The organism is Collimonas antrihumi, assembly GCF_018304965.1.
In the GTDB taxonomy this organism is placed as follows: Bacteria; Pseudomonadota; Gammaproteobacteria; order Burkholderiales; family Burkholderiaceae_D; genus Collimonas; species Collimonas antrihumi.
Genome location: NZ_JAGQED010000008.1, coordinates 40183 through 58566, shown reverse-complemented (window position 1 = coordinate 58566; position 18384 = coordinate 40183). Strand labels below are relative to the sequence as shown.

Here is an 18384-nt window from a genome sequence, read left to right as displayed (position 1 = left end):
GTCTTTTGCAAGCTCGGAAGCTGGGCCTTTTCCAGTCCACTGACTTATCTTGATACCAATTATAGCCGGTGTTGATTGTATCGATGTCGGCTGTCGCTTTTTTTGAACAGGGAACGAACACATTGCCGTCATTTATTTTGATAAATAGACCACATTTTTATCAAAAATCGGATCAAATCAAACGTCTGTTGATAATTCCTTAAATTGCCGTTAAATCCTGTTTAATCAAGCATTTACGGACTTTTTTTATCTTTTCTATTTGGATCAATCTAAACATCCCCCCACTGCTCAGCGTTACAGCCGAACACCTCGCGCCAAAAACTCGCCAATGGCGGCACAGGCCCCTGCAAGTCGATCAGCGGCAGACCTTTCGGTGCAGCCGACTTGGGCAGGCGGTCCCGAAAAGTCGGAGCACATACCATTTGCAGACGCCCCTCATACAACAGTTCATAGTCGACACCTTTGTGCGGTATGCGCGCTAGCGTGACAGCCACATCGAGTTCGCGGTCGACAAGCGCCTTCACCAAGGCCGGCGGCGGCATCGCGCGCAGGTCAAGTCGAATAGCGTAGCGCGGCAGCATGCTCAATGCGGACAGCAACAGCCTGGAAAAGCCGCTGGTCGCGCCCACATGGACGACACCGGCAAGGGCGTCACGCTGGCCCGCGCCGCTGCCGATGATGGCCTCGAGCGCGTCCAAATGCAGTCCGGCCTGCCGCTCCAGTTCGATGGCGGCTGGCGTCGGCGCTAATCCACGCGGAAGACGGGTGAACAGCTGTGACTGCAGGCGTGCTTCCAATATCTTGATGTGGCGGGATACCGCAGGCTGGGTCAACTGCAGGGCAAGCGCAGCGCGCGAGATCGAATTGTGCCTGTAGACGCTGATGAAACTGCGCAGATGAAGTAGGTAAGACATCTTTTTTTTGATGGATTGACCAATAATTGATGATTTGATTTTAGCCTAATCAGTTTGTAATCTGGCGTCAAGCATTCACTGGAGACCTGCCATGACCGAATCAAACAGCCTTGTTCCGACCTACCCAGATCTGCGCGGCAAGGTAGCCCTTGTTACCGGTGGTTCGCGCGGGATCGGGGCTGCCACTTGCCTGGCGCTAGCCCGCTGTGGCATACGGGTCGCCGTCAACGGCCGCGCCCGCGATGCCGTAGACGCTACGGTGGCCGCGATCCGCTCACATGGCGGCGAAGCTATCGCGGCGATAGCCGACTGTGCCGACCTGGCCTCTGTCGAACGCATGCGCGAGGTCGTCGAGGCCGATTTCGGTGCGCCAGAGTTGCTGCTGGCATTTGCCGGCGGCGGCAGCGGACGCCCCGTCGCATTGGCCGACATCACCGAACAGGATTGGCGCTCAAGTATCGACAACAACCTGACTTCAACATTCTTCACGCTCAAGTCTTTCCTGCCGGCGATGATAGCGCGTGGAGGCGGCAGCATCGTCACCATGGCTTCGGCGGGCGGACGCGTCGCTTCGGGAGCGCCGGCCGGCTACGGGGCAGCCAAGGCCGGTGTGATCATGCTGACACGTCACGCCGCTAACGAGGTTGGCCGGCACGGCGTGCGTGTGAACTGCATTTCACCATCGGCTGTGTTGACCGAACGCACCGCTCAACGCATGCCGTTCGAGCAGCAGCAACGTATGCTGGAGGCGTTTCCGCTGGGCCGGCTTGGTCAACCTGACGACATTGCATCGGCAGCACTATTTTTGCTGTCAGCGTCGGCGTCATGGATCACCGGCATCACGTTGGATGTCGCGGGTGGCCGCGTCATGACGTGAACGCCCCTGTCAGCACATTGAAAGGAACACCATGGTAACTCTTGACCACATCATCCTGCGGGTATGCGATCCGGTGGCGTCAGCTAATTTTTATCAGGAAGTACTCGGTTTCCGTCACGAAGGACGCGCGGGGCCGTTCGAACTCGTGCGAGTGAACGAAAGCTTGACGCTCGACCTGATGGGCGAGACCCCGCGCGATCCGGTACACTTGGCGTTTTGTCTTGACCGTGTCAGCTTCGACGCGGTACACCGCCATCTTTGCGAACGATCGATAGCGTTCGGCAGCACGCCATTCGACCGCAACGGTGGACCGTTGGAGCAGTCTCTGGGCGCGCGCGGCATGGCCGACGCCTGGTACTTCTATGACCCTGATGGGCACAATCTCGAAGTGCGCACCTATGAGCCAGGACGCTGACGGGCAGCAACCACCAGGAGAGAACCATGAAGCTCAAGGGATCGTGCCATTGCGGCGCAGTTCGTTTCAGTCTGAATAGCGACTCGCCGTACCCTTATCAGCGCTGTTATTGTTCGATTTGCCGCAAGACCCAAGGCGGCGGCGGATATGCCATCAATCTCGGCGGTGACGCCAAGACCTTGAAGGTACTGGGGCAAGACGACGTCAGCGTCTATCACGCCAAACTCAAACGCAAAGGCGAACAACGCGCCCATACCAGCACAGCGCAAAGGCATTTTTGCCGGCGCTGCGGCAGCGCGCTCTGGCTCTACGATCCGGAATGGCCTGAGCTGGTGCACCCCTTTGCTTCTGCCATCGATACGCCGCTGCCGACGCCGCCTGAACACACCCATCTGCTGTTAGCTTACAAAGCGCCGTGGGTAGAAGTCAAGGCAGGTCGCAAGGACAAGCAGTTTGCCGATTTCCCGCGTGAATCTTTGTTTGAATGGCATCAGCGGCTTGGTCTGCTCAGATGAGCATCGACGACATAAGTGATCCGGGGGCAGAGTCAATTTTCGGAGGGTTTGTCGCGAAACTTGACTCTGCCCCCGGTTAGTTCCGACTACCCGTCGCATGTGGGGTAAAAAACTTTGGATCAGTCGTAAAGCACGGCTGCGATCTTCGGATCGCTGATGTTGCTCTTGTCGTACCAGTAGAAGCCGGTGTCGATCACCTTAGGCAATTTCTCGCCCTTGAGTGCCTTGACGGCAGCTTCTACCGTCTTGTAGCCGATGCCGACAGGATTCTGGGTGATGGCGCCGGCCATGCTGCCGTCGCGAATCGCGTCTTTCTGCTGCTTGCCGGAGTCGTAACCGACGACCACCAGCTTGCGTTTCATTTCCTTGACGCCATTCAACACGCCGATTGCCGAGCCTTCATTAGTGCCGAAGGCGCCCTTGAGATGAGGATAGGCCTGCAGGATGGATTTGGTGATTTCAGTCGATTTCAGCTGATCGCCGGCGCCGTACTGGATGCTGACGATCTTGATCTTCGGATAGGCTTTCATGCGCTCGACGAAACCGTCACGCCGATCAATGCCGGTGCGGCTGGTTTGGTCGTGCGCCACCACTGCGACTTCGCCCTCTTTGCCGATCAGTTCTGCCATCTTGTCCGCTGCCAATCCCGCGGCGGCCTTGTTATCGGTGGTGGCCGTGGTCACAGGGATATCGCTGTCCACGCCCGAGTCGAAGGCGACAATCGGGATATGCGCCGCCTGCGCCTTTTTCAGCAATGGCAGAGCTGCCTTGCTGTCCAATGCGGCGAAGCCGATGGCTTTGGGTTTCTTGGCCAGCGCTGCCGACAGCATGTCGATCTGTTTGTCGACCATGGCTTCTGTCTCCGGGCCTTCGAACGATACCTTCACATTAAAATCCTTGGCCGCCTGTTCGGCGCCGGATTTCACCGCTTGCCAGAACTGATGCTGGAAGCCCTTCGAGATCAGCGGAATATAGGTGTCTTCGGCGCTTGCAGCAGCACTGAACCCAAGCGCAAAAGCAAGGCCGACGGCAATATTGACTGCTCTTCTCTTTATCATTTCAAGTCTCCTTTTTTTGGTTATAAAACAGTGGGCGTTGAAGCAAATGCCCGGAACCTCATGTGTACCTCATATGCACCTACAGAACCTTTAAACTTTATTCCGACCCACCTCATTGCCGACGGCGACGCAAGATATCCATATAGACCGCCAGGATGATGATGACGCCGGTCACCACGGTTTGCCATTCCTGGGCGACGGACATCATGCGCAAGCCGTTGATCAGCACGCTCATGATGAAGGCGCCGATAATCGTACCGAGCACGGTACCGGTCCCGCCCGACAGCGAGGTGCCGCCAATGACTACCGCGGCAATCGCATCAAGCTCGTAACCCTGCCCCAGCGCCGGCTGCGCCGAATTCAGGCGCGACGCAATCAGCAAGCCGGCAATACCGCAGATGGCGCCGCTGAACGTGTATACAGCGACCTTCCAGAAATCGACATTTACGCCAGACAGGCGCAGCGCTTCTTCGTTGCTACCCAAGGCAAAGGTATAGCGGCCGAATATGGTTTTGTTGAGCACGACGCCAGCCGCAATCGCTACCAGGAACAGGATCAATACCGCGTTGGGAATCGGCAAGGCGGGAATCAAATTGCCGATCAGCGATTCCTGCGAGATGCTCGAAAATCCCGGGGTGTCATTGAAATAAATCGGTTTGGTGCCAGAGATCACCAGCGACAAGCCTTTGAGCAACATCATCATGCCAAGCGTCGCGATGAAGGGAGGAATCTTGAACTTGGCCACCAGCACGCCGGAAATCCAGCCGCACAAGGCGCCGAATACGATCGCGGCAACAATTCCGACGTAGATCGGCAATCCCCAGTAAGTAAGGAACACCCCGGCCATCACGGCGCAGAATGTCATCAATGTGCCTACCGACAAATCAATACCGGCGGTGATGATGACGAAGGTGCAGGCAATCGCCAGCACGCCGTTGACGGCGGTGGATTGCAGGATGCTCACCAGGTTGTCGACCTGCAGGAAATTCGACGATGCAAAGCTGAAAAACACCAGCAATACCAGCAGGCTGGCAAACGCCAACAGCTTCTGCCGCGTGGCCGGATGGAATATCTTTGCCTTGAGAGCGGCGAGTGCGCCCTGTCCGCTGATGGGCGGCTTTACCTGCGCCAGGGGGTTCTGGATATTTGCCATGTTCGTCTTCATTGAATGTGAGTTATTCGGGTATTTAGCATCCATCATCAATCGTCAGGCCACTGCAGCTTCGCGCAGGGTGGCCAGCTGCATGATCTTTTCCTGCGAAGCGTCGGCGGCGGCAAGTTCACCGGTGATGCGACCCTCGCACATGACCAGGATGCGATGGCTCATGCGCAGCACTTCGGGCAGCTCTGAGGAGATCATGACAATCGCTTTTCCTTGCTCCGCCAGAGTATTGAGCAGCTTGTAGATTTCGTTCTTGGCGCCGATGTCGATGCCGCGCGTCGGCTCGTCGAAGAACAGGATGTCGCAATCCCGCAGCAGCCATTTGGCAATCACGATCTTCTGCTGGTTGCCGCCAGACAGCAGCCGCACCGGCTGATCGACCGACGGCGTCTTGATGCTCAGTTGCCGGACATAACCCTGGGCCGTATCGCGAATCGCAGCTTGATCCAGGAATAGGCCTTGTTTAAGAAAACCGTTCATGCTGGACAAGGCGACGTTGGTCTTGACGTCAAGCCCGGTGGCCAGGCCAAAGTGTTTGCGGTCCTCCGACAGGTAACCGATGCCGTGCGCCACCGCATCTCTTGGCGACTTGATCGATACCTTGGTGCCATGCACCAGGATCTCGCCGGCATCAAGGTGGTCGGCGCCGAAAATCGCACGCGCCACTTCGGTACGCCCCGCACCCATCAAACCGGCAAAACCCAGGATTTCACCCTTGCGCAAGGTGAAACTCACGTCCTTGATAGTTGCCCCCCGCTCCAGTCCTTTGACTTGCAGTACGATGTCGTTGCCGGACGTATCCGGAATTTCCGTTCCGCTATTGTCGAGCTGGCGGCCCACCATCATACCGATGATGGTCTCCATGGAGGTGGTCGCGGTAGGAACCGTGGCGATGTACTGGCCGTCGCGCATGACCGTGACGCGGTTGGATATCTGCCGCAATTCGTCCATCTTGTGCGAGATGTAAATGATGCCGACGCCATGCGATTGCAATTGCCGGATGATGCGGAACAGATCCTCGATTTCAGCGTTGTTCAACGCCGCCGTGGGTTCATCCATGATAAGCACGCGCGAATCGAATGACAGGGCCTTGGCGATTTCCACCATTTGCTGCTTGGCCACCGTCAGCTCGCTCACCAGCGTGCCGGGATCCAGATCCAGCCGCATGCGTTCAAAGATCAGCCTGGTTTGCTGGTTCAGGGCCTCTTCATCGAGAAACAAGCCAAAGCGGCCGCGTGGCTCACGGCCGATGAAAATATTCTGGGCGGCAGTCAGGTGGTTCATCAGGTTGAGTTCCTGATGAATGATGCCGATGCCAAGCATTTGTGCAGCACGCGGAGTGGGAATCTCAACCGGGCGCCCTTCGATACGGATTTCACCGCTGTCCTTCGGGTACACGCCTGCCAATACCTTCATCAGCGTCGATTTTCCAGCGCCGTTTTCCCCCATGAGCGCGTGGACTTCTCCGCGCCGCAGATCGAACCGGCAGTTGTCGAGCGCCAGCACGCCCGGGAAACGCTTGGTGACATTTTCCAGGGAAATAATGGTTTCCGATGCCGACTCAGTTCCGTGCGTCTGCCCGTCGTCTCTGGAATTTTCTGATTGCTGCATGTCCACTCTCAAGATGCATTCAGGTCAAGGCACGGTCAAGATGGCTATAACCGCCGTCTACGTACACCCATTGCCCTGTCGTATGGGCAGCGCGCTGCGACAAAAGAAACACGGCAGTGTCGGCAATTTCCTCTGCCGTGGTGAGGCGTTTTCCGAGCGGTATCTTGCTGGTAATGGCAGCGAGTTTTTCTTCAGGATGATCGAAACTGGCGATCCAGTTCCGATACAGCGGTGTCATCACTTCAGCCGGAATCACGGCATTGACACGCACGCCGTCATTCGCCAGCGCGGCGGCCCATTCACGCGTCAACGCCAGCTGCCCGCCCTTGGAGGCGCAATAGCCACTGGTGTTGCCCTGGCCGGTTACGGCGGTTTTGGAAGATATATTGACGATGGCGCCACGGCTGACTTTCAAGTGTGGTACGCAGTAATGCGCCATCGTGTAGTAGTGAATCAGGTTTTTTTCAAGCGATTGCACAAAGGCCGCCCGGCCAGCGCCGAGCCCGACGTTGTCGTTGATGCCGGCGTTATTCACCAGGCCGTCCAGGTGGCCGAATTCTTCGACGGCTTGCGCAACAGCTTGCCGGCACTTGTCGTCATCCATCAGGTCGAGCTGGATAATGCGCGACTTGTCTTGCAGCGCCAACAACGCCGCCTGGAATTCTGGCGCGGGCTGGCTTTTACCTAAAATGACAGGAATCGCGCCTTCAGCCGCCAGTGACAGCGAGATCGCGCCGCCGATCCCCGCTCCGCCGCCGGTAACGATCACCACTTTTCCAGCTAAACGCAGATCCATCTTGCCGTCTCCATTTTCATTTGCTTGTATTTTCTTGTATTTGCTTTTACTTATTATTTGCACTTACTCTTTATAGACCAGCTTCAGGCACAACGAGCTACTTGCCTGGTTGTGCCTAGCCACGAAACCGGTATTGCTGCAGCGATTCCGGTTTCATCGTAATCGAGAATCCCGGCGCGGTTGGCGGCATGTAGCTGGCATTCCGTATGACGCACGGGTCGACAAAATGTTCATGCAGATGATCGACGTATTCGGTAACGCGCCCCGCCTTGCTGCCGGAAATGCACACATAGTCGATCATCGACAGATGCTGCACATATTCGCACAAGCCGACGCCGCCGGCATGCGGACATACCGGTAATTTGTATTTTGCCGCCATCAGCAGCACTGCCAGAATTTCATTGACGCCGCCAAGACGGCAGGAATCGATCTGCACCACATCGATCGCGCCACGCATGATGAATTGCTTGAAGATGATGCGGTTTTGGCACATCTCGCCGGTGGCAACCTTGACCGCACCGATGCCTTCGCGGATTTTTCGATGTCCTTCAACGTCGTCCGGGCTGGTGGGTTCTTCGATAAACCAAGGCTTGGCAAAGGCCAGCTGTTTGACCCAGTCGATCGCCTGGTCGACTTCCCACACCTGGTTGGCATCGATCATCAGTTGCCGTTCCTGGCCGATAACCTCGCGGGCGATGGTGACCCGGCGAATGTCGTCCGCCAGATCGCGGCCGACCTTTAGCTTGATATGGTTGAAGCCACTGTCCACTGCCTCCTGGCACAGCCTGCGCAATTTCTTGTCCTCATAACCCAGCCAGCCGGCTGAGGTGGTGTAGCACGGGTACCCGTTCTCCTGTAATGAGCGAATTCGTTCGGCTTTGCCCGGCGCCTGCTCGCGCAGCAAAGCCAGTGCTTCATCGGGCGTGATGCAGTCGGTCAGGTAGCGGAAATCGATCGCCCGCACCAATTCCTCGGGAGACATGTCGGTCACCAGCTGCCACAATGGCTTGCCTTCCGCCTTGGCCCACAAATCCCAGACAGCATTCACTACCGCGCCGGTGGCCAGGTGAATTGCCCCTTTATCGGGGCCGATCCAGCGCAATTGACTATCGGAAGTGATGTGGCGCCAGAAGCGCCCCATGTCTTCGCTGATCCATTCCAGCTTCAAGCCGATCACCAGATGTTCCATCGCCTTGATCGCGGCACAGCATATTTCATTGCCGCGGCCGATGGTGAAGGTCAGGCCGTGGCCTTCCAGGCCCGGCTTATCCGTTTCCAGAATGACGTAGGCGGCGGAATAATCCGGATCCGGATTCATCGCATCTGATCCATCCAGCATTTGCGAGGTCGGGAAGCGCACATCCAATACGCGTATCGATCGAATTGTGGTCATCGTATATTTCTTTTTTCTAGTTCAAAGTGAGATGGTGTGTTGGCGTTGCTCGCCGAGGCCGTCAATCCCGAGCCGCATCACCTGGCCTGCGCGCAGATAGACCGGCGGCTTTTGCCCGAGGCCGACACCTGGCGGCGTGCCGGTAGAAATCACATCGCCCGGCTGCAAACTCATGAAACGGCTCAGATAGCTGACCAGCGCCGGAACCTGGAATACCATGGTTGCGGTATTACCGTTTTGATAGCGATGGCCATCCACTTCCAGCCACAGGTTGAGTGCGTGCGGATCCGCCACCTCGTCGGCGGTTACCAGCCACGGTCCGAGCGGGCCGAAGGTGTCGCAGCCCTTGCCCTTGTCCCACGTGCCGCCCAGTTCGAGCTGGTATTTGCGTTCGGATACGTCGTTGATGACGCAATAGCCGGCGACATGCTTGAGCGCATCGGCTTCATCGATATAACTCCCGCCGGTGCCGATCACCACGCCTAGCTCCACTTCCCAATCGGTCTTCAAGGAACCACGCGGGATTTCGACGTCGTCGTCCGGGCCGCAGATTGCGCTGGTCCATTTATTGAACACCACGGGCTCCGCCGGTACCTCCATGCCGGATTCGGCGGCATGATCGGAGTAATTCAAACCGATGCAAATGAATTTGCCGACTGCGCCCACGCACGGGCCGAGACGCAGGTCTTGTTGCGGTGTACCTGCAACCAGCGGCAGGCTATCCAGATTCAAGGCGCGCAACTTGTCCAGTTCTTGCGGTAACAGGTGGCGGCCGGCAATATCCGCGATCACACCCGACAAATCACGCACACGTCCTTGTGCATCCAGTACGCCGGGTTTTTCCTGGCCTTTCTGGCCGTATCTCAACAATTTCATGGATTCTCTTTCACAGTTAACGCGGTCGCCTTCAGGCTGGATTAGTATCAGTATCAGTATCAGTATCAGTGTCAGAATCAGTTCGACCAGCCGCCATCGACCAGATGAATGGCGCCGGTGGTAAAGGCCGACTCATCAGATGCCAGGTAAAGCGCAAGGGCAGCGATTTCTTCGGCCTTGCCTACCCTTCCCATCGGCTGGCGGGCGACGAACGCCGCCCGGATTTCGGCAATATCGACGCCTTGCTGACGTGCCTGCTCCTTGATCCGCGCTTCCAATGAGGGCGATTCCACGGTGCCTGGACAAATTGCGTTGCAACGGATGCCTTTGGTTACGAAATCTGCTGCGACTGCCTTGGTCAAGCCGATAACCGCTGCCTTGGTCGTGCCATAGGCGAATCGGTTCGGTACGCCTTTGACGCTTGATGCAGCCGACGCCATATTGATGATGGAACCACCGCCTTGCGCCAGCATTCCCGGCAACAGCGCGCGAATCATGCGATACATGGAGGAGACGTTGAGATCCCAGGAAAACTGCCAGTCCTGTTCCGAACAATCCAGGATGCTGCCGTGGTGGACATAACCGGCGCAATTGAACAGCACGTCGAAATGCGAATCTGATTGCGCCAGTGCGGCCACCGCCTTGGCGTCGGTGACGTCAAGATGCTGCGTGACCAGTGCGACGCCGTCAGCGCGGGCAAGCGCGGCAGTTTCGTCCAATGTGCTTTGGTTTATATCGGTAGCCAAGACCTGCGCGCCCTCTCTTGCAAACATCAAGGCGCTGGCGCGTCCTATGCCTTGCCCGGCCGCGGTCACCAAAACGCGCTTTCCTTGTAGTCTCATTAAAGTCGCCTCCAAATTATTTTGTCAGGAATCTGGATGATCTCTGTCGGCATCGGTCCATAGGTCCATTGGTTGGACCAATAATAATGGTTAAATTTTAGCTTTGCAATAAGTAATTGCGAGCCATCACCAGAATGCGCCGCAATCCAGCACAAGGCAACAGCGTTACGCAACGTTGCCTATGAGCAATGTTGTGCCACGATATACGGTAAATAATGACGCTCGCGCAGCCTGTTGGCGCCAATGATTGCTCACGGTGTCGGCGACCTGCTGGAAGTGGCTGCCGTGATGCTGCTTTCCGTGGTTTGGGCTTAACTATTATCGTGGTTATTCCGTATTTTCCCAATTTTCAACGCTCGCCCCGGCCAGAGAACGCACCCGCGCTTCGTCGCTTGCAAATTCGCTGGCAGCACCCTGGAAAACCACACGTCCGTCACTAAGCACACAAGCGTTGTCGGCAATCTCTACCGCGGCACGCACGTTTTGTTCGACCAACAGCACCGAGATACCTTCATGGCGCATCGCCGCGATCACATCGAATACCTCTTGAACCAGGAGCGGCGCCAGTCCTTGCGACGGTTCGTCGAGCAACAGAAGCTTGGGATTGAGCATCAGCGCCCGTGCAATTGCCAACATCTCCTGCTCTCCCCCCGACAATTGCCGGCCTTGGTTCGCGCTGCGCTCCTTCAATCGCGGGAACAGTTTGTAGACCCGCTCGATTGCCCACGGACCCGGGCGCTCTAGCGGGACCATGAGATTTTCTTCAACTGTCAGATTCGGAAAAATGCGCCGCCCTTCAGGAACATATCCAACACCCAGGGCAGCGATACGGTAAGGCGGCCAGGCAGTTGTCGTCTTGCCCAGGATGCGCACAGTACCTTCACGGGCGAGCGTCAATCCCATCAAGCTGCGTAGCGTGGTGGTCTTGCCCGCGCCGTTACGTCCCAAGAGCGCGACGATTTCCCCTTCGCCTACCTGAAGCGATACTGCGTGGAGAATATGGCTCTTGCCATAAAACGTGTGCAAGCCTTCGGCTTCCAGGATAGTCACTTGGTTTTCCCCAGATAAGCGGCTTGCACGTCCTCGCTTGCGGCAATTTCGCCGGGTGTGCCATCGGCCAACACCCGGCCTTCCGCGAGTACCATGATGCGCTGGGCCAGCCGGAAAATGACGCGCATGTCGTGTTCGATAAGAACCATCGACAGCGCAAGATTCTTGTGCAGGTTTCGTATCAGTTGAGTGATATCGTACGTTTCCTGGTCGCCCATGCCGGCGGTCGGTTCATCAAGCAGAAGCAGACGGGGTTTAAGTGCGAGAGACATCATGATCTCGGTGGAACGCTGGTCACCCGGCGATAATTCTCCGACGAGACGATCGGCCTTTGCATCCAGCCCTCCCATCGCGAGCAGTTCATCGACGCGCTCCCGTACTCTCCCCTTCGCGGTCCGCGATAACCACGGACTCAGCTGGTAACCCGCTTCGATTTCCACCGGAATGCGCAGGTTATCGCGCACTGAGAGTTCCGGAAACACCTCCGTAATCTGGAAAGTGCGCGCCATGCCCATCGTCACACGCAGATGGGGAGGCATCCCGGTAATATCCTGCCCGTCAAACAGGATCCGTCCCGTAGTGGGGAGAAACATGCCGCTGATCAAATTGAAGAAAGTCGTCTTGCCGGCGCCGTTGGGGCCGATCACCGCGCGCAGCTCACCAGCTTCGATGCTCATCGATACGTTATTGACTGCACACAGGCTGCCGAAATGGCAGGAGACGTTTTCGACCGTCAATAAGCTCATGAATTTTCCTTTCCGCGGATAATGCCGAGGACTCCGCGTGGAAAAAACAGGACCACCAAAATGAAAAGCAGGCCGATGAATGACATCCAGTTCTCGGTTCGGCTGGAAATGTAGTCTTGCAAGACAACGAAGATTGCCGCGCCGAGCAGCGGCCCCCATAGTGAACGCATGCCGCCGAGCACTGTCATGATGACGAAATCGCCGGATTGGCTCCAATGCAGGCCGTGCGGATCGGCGAAATTGTTGAGCAAGGCGTAGAGCGTGCCGGCCAGGCTTACGAACACGCAGGAGATCATGAAAGACAACCAGATGTGCCGCTCTATGGAAATGCCGAGAAACCGAGCGCGCCGTTCATTTTCGCGAATCGCCAGCAGTGTGCGGCCGAACGGCGAACGCAGCAAAGCTGCCATGATGGCGATCGCGACGACGAAGCAGATCAGCACCAGATAATAGAATATTTTGTCATTGCCCAAAATGTCGATGGTCCGAAACCCCAGGTCGATCGGCATGCGGTGCCAGCCAGAAAGGCCGTCATCGCCGCCGGTGACGGCATTCCAGCGGAACGCGATGAAATAGAACACTTGCCCGAAAGCGATCGTCGCCATGGCGAAGTAGACACCACGCAACTTGACGATCAGTGCGCCGATGACGGCTGCCGCCGCCGTGCCGACCGCCACGCCGACCAGGATGCCAAGCGGTGTACTGGGGGTCAGGTACTTGATCGTCATGCCTACGCCGTATGCACCCAAACCGAAATAGGCGGCATGACCGAAGGAAAGCACGCCGGTGAAGCCCAGCAGGAAGTTAAGCGATATGGCAGCAAGCGCCATGATCAGGACGCGGCTTCCTAACGCCGTGTATCCGCCGATCCAGCCCATCCAGAAGGGCATGGTGAACAACACGGCCCAGATCGCCAAATCACTTGCGAATTTGTATCGGCTATTCACCGCACCCTCCCTTCTTCGCCCAGCAAGCCGCGCGGCGTTAACAGCAGCACGAGCGCCATCATCACGTACATCACCGCCTCGGTCGCCGACGGGAAGAATACCGAGGTCACGCTCGATGCCACCCCGATCAATATCCCGGCCAGCAAAGTGCCAGGCAGGCTGCCGAGGCCACCCACGATGATGGTGACGAAGCTTGGCATGATCAGGGCGTCGCCTATCGTCGGCTCAAGCCCGAGCATGCCGGCGGCGAGCACGCCGGCCAGTCCGGCCAGATAGATGCCCAGGCCGAAGTTCAGGTTACGCAGTATCCGTACATTTACTCCCAGCGCAGACACCATGTCGAGATCGGAAGTCCCGGCGCGGATCCGTATGCCAAGCCGGGTGTGGTTGAGAATCAGGAACAGGCCGATCACCACCGCTGTCACCAGCAGCATCATGAGCAAGCGGTATCCGGTCAAAAAAAACAAGGTCTGGTTCAGCGACGTGGCGAGCGCAGCGGGTATCTCGTAAGGCAGGGTCTGTGGCCCCCAGATATAGCGCGTGCCGTCCTGGAGCATGAAAGCCAGCCCGAAAGTCAGCAACAAGCTGTACACGGGGTCGCGGCCATAAAGCCGGCGGATCAGGACGCGTTCCACCGCTAATCCCAACACGGCGGTTAACACCGGGGCAATCAGCAAGGCAGTCCAGAAGCCGATGTAAGGCATCAACGTATAGGCAATATAGGCACCCAGCGCCAGGAAACCGCCATGCGCGAAGTTGATGACGCCGCTCAGGTTAAGGATCAAGGAAAGGCCGAGCGCCATGAGCGCATAGAACGCGCCGATGATGATCCCGTTGAAGATATTGAACAGGATAAGTTGGGTCATGCTCGCCTCGCCGATGCAGTCCGCTCGTCTGGTCGCGTGGGCTGCAAAATGTGGCCCGGGTGGCTCGGCGATTCCTTCCTGTCCGCCAGACGCGGCATGAAAGAGCGCGCTCCCAGATATGCCGTCTTTAAGGATCCTGGCCGACGTTTCAGGAGCGCTTTCAGGACCATTTCATGTTGCAACCCGTCTGTTCGACCGGCAATGCGGCATCGACACCCTTGACGACGGTATCCACATGAAACAGATCTTCCGGTTGGGATCCTTTCTCGACGGCGTGTCCGACATACAAGTTCGGCATCAGCTGATGATCGCCGGCCCGATAGAACGGGGTGTCGGGCATCAGCCCCACTTCGGGCGGCAACTTGAATCCTTCCAGGGCCTTGGCAAGTTTAACTGCATCCAAGGTTTTTTCCTGATTGGCGACAAGTGCGATAGTCCAGGCAGCGGTATAGCCGAACCAATGCCGTGCCGTTGGCACCCGGCCTGCCTTTTTCTTGATCGCGGCGACGAATTCGGCCACATGCGGCACATTCGGCTGGTTCCAGTACCATTCGAACACCCAGGTACCGATACGGGCATTGGGAGGCAACCCTTCCAGCACTTCGAGTTCCTGCTGGGCACCGGCGATATGGAAGCGCTTGTCCAGACCGAATTGCACGGCCTGCTTGAGAGAGTTGACCGCATCGCCTCCCGCAGTCAGAAAGATGATCACGTCCGGATTGGCCGCTTGTGCCTTGATCAGGTACGGTGAATAGTCGCTCGTGCCGAGCGGAGTCAATGCGGCGCCGGCCTCTATTCCGCCGAACTTCTTGAGACTGACCTCGAAGCCCTGTTGCAGGGTATGCCCGAACGCATAATCCGGAGTGATGAAAAACCATTTTTTGCCGTATTTTTCGAACAGGATTTTCGATACGGCATTGGTTTCCATACGCGTGGTATTGCAGACCCGGAATACATTCCAGTGGCAATCGGTGCCGGTTACGGGGTCGGTGTGCCCACCGGTAACAATATGCAATGTCTTGAGTTCGTTGGAGACCTGGCCGATAGCCAGCGCCATCGCTGAATTGACATTACCCAGCAGAAAATCCACCTTGTCGCGCACGATTAACTTGCGCGCCTTTTGCACCGCCGTACCGGTGTCGGCGCTGGTTGAATCTTCCACCAGAAGTTGCACCGGACGCCCGAGAATACCGCCTTTGGCGTTGATCTGCTCCACAGCAAGTTCGCAGCCGATTTGCTCGTTTTTGCCGAGTTCTGCGTAAGTTCCTGTAAGAGGATCGTTGAGCCCGAACTTGATCGGCTCCGCACCGTAGGCCTTGCCAATGAATGGGGCAGCAACTTGCAAAATGCCCGCCGCCGCCGCAGCCTTGAGAACCGTCCTCCGTTGCCTGTCGCCGATTGCTGTGTGATCGCCCATTTTGTTCTCCTTCTATGGTTGCCAACCTTGCCGGTTGTAGCTTGACCGCGTTCTCATGGGAGCCAAGATCACCTTCTGGACAGGCCATGGGCCATAAAGCCGATGCTGCAACTCTCGCATTTTCCAATACATCAACATTTCGTGCAGAATCGGCAAATGTACTTGCGTACTCATCAACAACTTTGTTGTTTTTAATATAGGACACTATTCTGGTCCGGACAAGCCTGCCGGGCGGGGTGCGAACTGAGCTTATGACAGGCAATGACGACTGTTCATTTCTTCGCGAATAAGCGGCGACAGAGCCTCAAAAAAAACCACGTCAACGCGCAAAGGCAAATGACAGACATGAGAAATGCTAAATCAGTGTCCTGATCAGCGTTCTTCGCGCCGTAAATATCACGAGCCCGCTCCCATACCGGGTTGGAAAAACTTAAAGCAGTTTCCGGGTGATATATCCACCAGGTCGCCAGACCTGATGTAGCCAGCAGCAGCCACAGTGTGATGACCAAAAATTGGGGAAACGTCTTCATTTCTTCGTAAACACGCTGTGAAAGAGGCGCAAAAAAATCAACGTTAAAACGCCAAGGCAAAAAATCGACAAAACAAACGCGACGTCGGTTATTTCTGCGGCGGTCTTTGCGCCGCAAATGTCTATTAGCCACATCCATGCAGCGCCAGAAAAATTTAGGGCGGTATCTGGATGGTAAATCCACCAAATGGCAATACCTAAAGTCCCCAGCACCAACCATAATGCAACTAAAAGAAATCGATAAAATTGGCTCATCGAACGGTAACTCTGCCATAGGTTTTAAGGGCAGAGCCTGGAACAGAGAATTGTTCCCCGCGTTTTAAGGGAGAGCGTATACGGCCCCAATCGCCGAGATGTTCAATGGTGATGCAACCTTCGCTTAGTCCTAAAGGCCCTTTAGGATGTAAGCGAAATTCGCCCCGAATAATTTCATTGCAAATGACTTTGTCGTCATCGATATTGTCATCAATGGCGTAGAGTGAAAACCAGTTTCTTTTGTCATTACCGTTTAAATTCAGTATTTCTTTCAATGGTCCGAGTAGCCCACCAGACTGTCTGTCAAAAATGTAGTACGTTCCGGCAGGTATTGGCCCTGTATTGCGATTACACATCGCCATACGTCTATTTACATCTGTCCCTTTTCCAGAAAACGCCGGAACAGATAACCCGCCAATCGAAAAGGCGCTCATCGGCTTGTCATTCAGTGCAAAGCGGCATTCAATCAAAATGATTCCTTAGAGTTATCTATTGAACATTATATTTGCATAATTAATATTTTTGCAATATTTCTCGATGTAAGAACCTGCGCAGCGCCTGGATCGCCAGACATGCCCTGTGTTTGTTAATTTGCATCGAAAACTGACCCACCACAGTTAGATCAATTCTTAACAAATTTTACGTGAATCCCGGCCGCCCTCGACCGGCTCGACCGACTCGATCAGCGGCGTCGCGAAGGCTGCGCAGGCCGATCCTGCACGAAATACGTAACTGGCATTTCCTCAATATTTTACATATCCTTTAATCAGGATAACGCCAGTCTCGCCATAGGAAACGAGATTGAAAATATGCCTGTCCAGACAGTCTTGTTGTGTCGGGAAACCAAACTCAAGGAGACAAAAATGTTCAAGCATCTACTATTACCCACGGATGGTTCAGAAGCTTCCGAAGCTGCGATTCGGCAAAGCATCCTGTTCGCCAAAGAAACCGGCGCCACGGTAACCGGCGTGCACGTAATCCCCGAATATCATGTTTTCAGCCGGCACCTGCTGACGCTGACCGAAACCAAAGAGCAATTCGACAAGGAAGGCGTAGCGCAAGCTGACAAGTTCCTTGACGCCATAAAACGGGCCGCACAAGAAGCCGGGGTTCCATGCGACACGGAATATGTGGTGAGCGACCATCCTTATGAAGCAATCCTCAAAATGGCCGAAGACAAGGGATGCGACATGATCACCATGGCTTCGCATGGCAGGAAAGGCGTGCGAGGGATCCTGGCCGGCAGCGAGACCCAGAAAGTGCTGACTCATGGCAAGAAACCGGTGCTGGTATTTCGCTAAGGCTTAAGGCTGTGTGGCTTGCCCTTTAATGGGTGAAAACACGGATGAAAAAAATGGATAGACCGCATATTTTTGCAAATCGGACAGAGGCGGCGGAAATCCTTGCTTTTCATTTGCTTGAATACAAAGGGCGCCAGCCGTTGATACTTGCAATTCCCAGGGGTGCAGTCCCCATGGGAAAAGTGATGGCCGATTTGCTGCTTGGGGAGCTGGATATTGTGCTGGTGCATAAGCTTAGCGCGCCCTTGAATCCGGAACGCGCGATCGGCGCCATTGACGAGAGCGGCTGGACTTATGTCCTTCCTTTTTCCGAAGAATTCGGCGAAACAGAAACTTATCTAAAAGAAGAAAAGTCGCGGCAACTGCAGGCGTTAACACAACGCCGCACGCGATACACGCCGCTCAGACCGGCGATTTCCGCGCGCGGTCGTACCGCCATTATCGTTGACGATGGGATAGCGACCGGCGCGACCATGATTGCCGCATTACATGCAGTCCGGGAAAAACAACCTGCCGATCTGGTCTGCGCGGTGCCTGTGGCAGCGTCGGAGAGCCTCGAACAAATCAGGCCGCTGGCCGATAAAGTGTGCTGTCTCCATTCCTCTACAAATTTCTTTGCAGTTCAGCAATTCTATCGAGATTATCGCCAGGTCGAAGATGACGAAGTGATCAGCATACTTTCTTCGAATCGCAACGGTGAAGAATCCGAATCCGGCAATTAGCTCCCGACCGGCAACTCAGATCGCAGATCAGCAAACCGTTTCCCCATGGTAACGTGAGGCATGAACACGTGAACATGGCAACAGCATGCCCA

The 18384-nt window shown here is 55.9% G+C and carries 20 protein-coding genes; 5 read left to right on the top strand and 15 right to left on the bottom strand.

Annotated features, from left to right (window positions below; translation table 11 throughout):
• Window positions 1-269 precede the first annotated feature (269 nt).
• Entirely contained in the window at window positions 270-914 is a 645-nt protein-coding gene (locus KHU29_RS09615; RefSeq protein ID WP_211452587.1) for a LysR family transcriptional regulator, read from the bottom strand.
• 91 nt (window positions 915-1005) lie between these two features.
• Here KHU29_RS09615 and KHU29_RS09610 point away from each other — a divergent pair, with 91 nt between their 5' ends.
• The 3 genes from KHU29_RS09610 to KHU29_RS09600 are packed head-to-tail and all read left to right on the top strand — an operon-like array spanning window position 1006 to window position 2721.
• On the top strand, window positions 1006-1791 hold the full coding sequence (locus KHU29_RS09610) for an SDR family NAD(P)-dependent oxidoreductase (RefSeq protein WP_211452586.1): 786 nt from the start codon (window positions 1006-1008) through the stop codon (window positions 1789-1791).
• A 31-nt stretch (window positions 1792-1822) separates the two neighbouring features.
• Window positions 1823-2206, top strand: coding sequence for a VOC family protein (locus tag KHU29_RS09605; protein ID WP_211452585.1), 384 nt, complete (start codon window positions 1823-1825; stop codon window positions 2204-2206).
• 26 nt (window positions 2207-2232) lie between these two features.
• Complete coding sequence (locus tag KHU29_RS09600) at window positions 2233-2721, top strand: GFA family protein (protein WP_211452584.1); 489 nt, start codon at window positions 2233-2235, stop codon at window positions 2719-2721.
• A gap of 119 nt (window positions 2722-2840) precedes the next feature.
• On the opposite strand, the gene KHU29_RS09595 is transcribed toward KHU29_RS09600, so the two are convergent.
• The 14 genes from KHU29_RS09595 to KHU29_RS09530 all read right to left on the bottom strand — a co-directional run bounded on the left by KHU29_RS09595 (window position 2841) and on the right by KHU29_RS09530 (window position 16703).
• A complete protein-coding gene (locus KHU29_RS09595; protein WP_211452583.1) occupies window positions 2841-3779 on the bottom strand; it encodes an ABC transporter substrate-binding protein in 939 nt (312 codons plus the stop codon).
• Between the two features lie 112 nt (window positions 3780-3891).
• Entirely contained in the window at window positions 3892-4932 is a 1041-nt protein-coding gene (locus tag KHU29_RS09590; RefSeq protein WP_246541775.1) for an ABC transporter permease, read from the bottom strand.
• Between the two features lie 54 nt (window positions 4933-4986).
• Window positions 4987-6552: a sugar ABC transporter ATP-binding protein gene (locus KHU29_RS09585; protein WP_211452582.1), complete on the bottom strand. Its 1566-nt coding sequence runs from the start codon at window positions 6550-6552 to the stop codon at window positions 4987-4989.
• A 19-nt stretch (window positions 6553-6571) separates the two neighbouring features.
• Window positions 6572-7348 (bottom strand): SDR family oxidoreductase, encoded by a 777-nt coding sequence (locus KHU29_RS09580; RefSeq protein WP_211452581.1) that lies wholly within the window; start codon window positions 7346-7348, stop codon window positions 6572-6574.
• 115 nt (window positions 7349-7463) lie between these two features.
• A complete protein-coding gene (locus KHU29_RS09575; RefSeq protein ID WP_211452580.1) occupies window positions 7464-8741 on the bottom strand; it encodes an L-fuconate dehydratase in 1278 nt (425 codons plus the stop codon).
• Window positions 8742-8762: 21 nt separating this feature from the next.
• A complete protein-coding gene (locus KHU29_RS09570) occupies window positions 8763-9617 on the bottom strand; it encodes a fumarylacetoacetate hydrolase family protein (protein WP_211452579.1) in 855 nt (284 codons plus the stop codon).
• A gap of 77 nt (window positions 9618-9694) precedes the next feature.
• Window positions 9695-10459 carry an SDR family oxidoreductase gene (locus KHU29_RS09565; protein WP_211452578.1) on the bottom strand — a complete coding sequence of 255 codons (765 nt, stop codon included), beginning with the start codon at window positions 10457-10459 and terminating at the stop codon, window positions 9695-9697.
• A gap of 327 nt (window positions 10460-10786) precedes the next feature.
• Window positions 10787-11509 (bottom strand): ABC transporter ATP-binding protein, encoded by a 723-nt coding sequence (locus tag KHU29_RS09560; protein ID WP_211452577.1) that lies wholly within the window; start codon window positions 11507-11509, stop codon window positions 10787-10789.
• Entirely contained in the window at window positions 11506-12255 is a 750-nt protein-coding gene (locus tag KHU29_RS09555; RefSeq protein WP_211452576.1) for an ABC transporter ATP-binding protein, read from the bottom strand. The genes KHU29_RS09560 and KHU29_RS09555 overlap by 4 nt, the downstream gene beginning before the upstream one ends.
• Window positions 12252-13145: a branched-chain amino acid ABC transporter permease gene (locus tag KHU29_RS09550; RefSeq protein ID WP_211452679.1), complete on the bottom strand. Its 894-nt coding sequence runs from the start codon at window positions 13143-13145 to the stop codon at window positions 12252-12254. Before KHU29_RS09550 ends, KHU29_RS09555 begins: the two co-directional genes overlap by 4 nt.
• Window positions 13146-13198: 53 nt before the next feature.
• Window positions 13199-14068: a branched-chain amino acid ABC transporter permease gene (locus KHU29_RS09545; RefSeq protein ID WP_211452575.1), complete on the bottom strand. Its 870-nt coding sequence runs from the start codon at window positions 14066-14068 to the stop codon at window positions 13199-13201.
• A 160-nt stretch (window positions 14069-14228) separates the two neighbouring features.
• Window positions 14229-15485 carry an ABC transporter substrate-binding protein gene (locus KHU29_RS09540; RefSeq protein WP_211452574.1) on the bottom strand — a complete coding sequence of 419 codons (1257 nt, stop codon included), beginning with the start codon at window positions 15483-15485 and terminating at the stop codon, window positions 14229-14231.
• A 272-nt stretch (window positions 15486-15757) separates the two neighbouring features.
• Window positions 15758-16288, bottom strand: coding sequence for a hypothetical protein (locus tag KHU29_RS09535; protein WP_211452573.1), 531 nt, complete (start codon window positions 16286-16288; stop codon window positions 15758-15760).
• On the bottom strand, window positions 16266-16703 hold the full coding sequence (locus KHU29_RS09530) for a DUF2778 domain-containing protein (RefSeq protein ID WP_343216046.1): 438 nt from the start codon (window positions 16701-16703) through the stop codon (window positions 16266-16268). Before KHU29_RS09530 ends, KHU29_RS09535 begins: the two co-directional genes overlap by 23 nt.
• A gap of 429 nt (window positions 16704-17132) precedes the next feature.
• Here KHU29_RS09530 and KHU29_RS09525 point away from each other — a divergent pair, with 429 nt between their 5' ends.
• On the top strand, window positions 17133-17570 hold the full coding sequence (locus tag KHU29_RS09525; protein ID WP_211452571.1) for a universal stress protein: 438 nt from the start codon (window positions 17133-17135) through the stop codon (window positions 17568-17570).
• A gap of 44 nt (window positions 17571-17614) precedes the next feature.
• On the top strand, window positions 17615-18292 hold the full coding sequence (locus KHU29_RS09520) for a phosphoribosyltransferase (protein WP_211452570.1): 678 nt from the start codon (window positions 17615-17617) through the stop codon (window positions 18290-18292).
• The last annotated feature ends 92 nt before the right edge of the window (window positions 18293-18384 follow it).

Excerpts from the sequence above, each read along its gene's own strand:
- KHU29_RS09565 (WP_211452578.1), bottom strand. The coding sequence starts at position 10,459 with ATGAGACTACAAGGAAAGCGCGTTTTGGTGACCGCGGCCGGGCAAGGC.
- KHU29_RS09600 (WP_211452584.1), top strand. The coding sequence starts at position 2,233 with ATGAAGCTCAAGGGATCGTGCCATTGCGGCGCAGTTCGTTTCAGTCTG.
- KHU29_RS09590 (WP_246541775.1), bottom strand. The coding sequence starts at position 4,932 with ATGGCAAATATCCAGAACCCCCTGGCGCAGGTAAAGCCGCCCATCAGC.
- KHU29_RS09570 (WP_211452579.1), bottom strand. The coding sequence starts at position 9,617 with ATGAAATTGTTGAGATACGGCCAGAAAGGCCAGGAAAAACCCGGCGTA.
- KHU29_RS09580 (WP_211452581.1), bottom strand. The coding sequence starts at position 7,348 with ATGGATCTGCGTTTAGCTGGAAAAGTGGTGATCGTTACCGGCGGCGGA.
- KHU29_RS09535 (WP_211452573.1), bottom strand. The coding sequence starts at position 16,288 with ATGGCAGAGTTACCGTTCGATGAGCCAATTTTATCGATTTCTTTTAGT.
- KHU29_RS09610 (WP_211452586.1), top strand. The coding sequence starts at position 1,006 with ATGACCGAATCAAACAGCCTTGTTCCGACCTACCCAGATCTGCGCGGC.
- KHU29_RS09550 (WP_211452679.1), bottom strand. The coding sequence starts at position 13,145 with ATGCCCTTCTGGATGGGCTGGATCGGCGGATACACGGCGTTAGGAAGC.
- KHU29_RS09520 (WP_211452570.1), top strand. The coding sequence starts at position 17,615 with ATGAAAAAAATGGATAGACCGCATATTTTTGCAAATCGGACAGAGGCG.
- KHU29_RS09530 (WP_343216046.1), bottom strand. The coding sequence starts at position 16,703 with ATGAGCGCCTTTTCGATTGGCGGGTTATCTGTTCCGGCGTTTTCTGGA.
- KHU29_RS09575 (WP_211452580.1), bottom strand. The coding sequence starts at position 8,741 with ATGACCACAATTCGATCGATACGCGTATTGGATGTGCGCTTCCCGACC.
- KHU29_RS09615 (WP_211452587.1), bottom strand. The coding sequence starts at position 914 with ATGTCTTACCTACTTCATCTGCGCAGTTTCATCAGCGTCTACAGGCAC.
- KHU29_RS09525 (WP_211452571.1), top strand. The coding sequence starts at position 17,133 with ATGTTCAAGCATCTACTATTACCCACGGATGGTTCAGAAGCTTCCGAA.
- KHU29_RS09605 (WP_211452585.1), top strand. The coding sequence starts at position 1,823 with ATGGTAACTCTTGACCACATCATCCTGCGGGTATGCGATCCGGTGGCG.
- KHU29_RS09585 (WP_211452582.1), bottom strand. The coding sequence starts at position 6,552 with ATGCAGCAATCAGAAAATTCCAGAGACGACGGGCAGACGCACGGAACT.
- KHU29_RS09540 (WP_211452574.1), bottom strand. The coding sequence starts at position 15,485 with ATGGGCGATCACACAGCAATCGGCGACAGGCAACGGAGGACGGTTCTC.
- KHU29_RS09595 (WP_211452583.1), bottom strand. The coding sequence starts at position 3,779 with ATGATAAAGAGAAGAGCAGTCAATATTGCCGTCGGCCTTGCTTTTGCG.
- KHU29_RS09555 (WP_211452576.1), bottom strand. The coding sequence starts at position 12,255 with ATGAGCTTATTGACGGTCGAAAACGTCTCCTGCCATTTCGGCAGCCTG.
- KHU29_RS09545 (WP_211452575.1), bottom strand. The coding sequence starts at position 14,068 with ATGACCCAACTTATCCTGTTCAATATCTTCAACGGGATCATCATCGGC.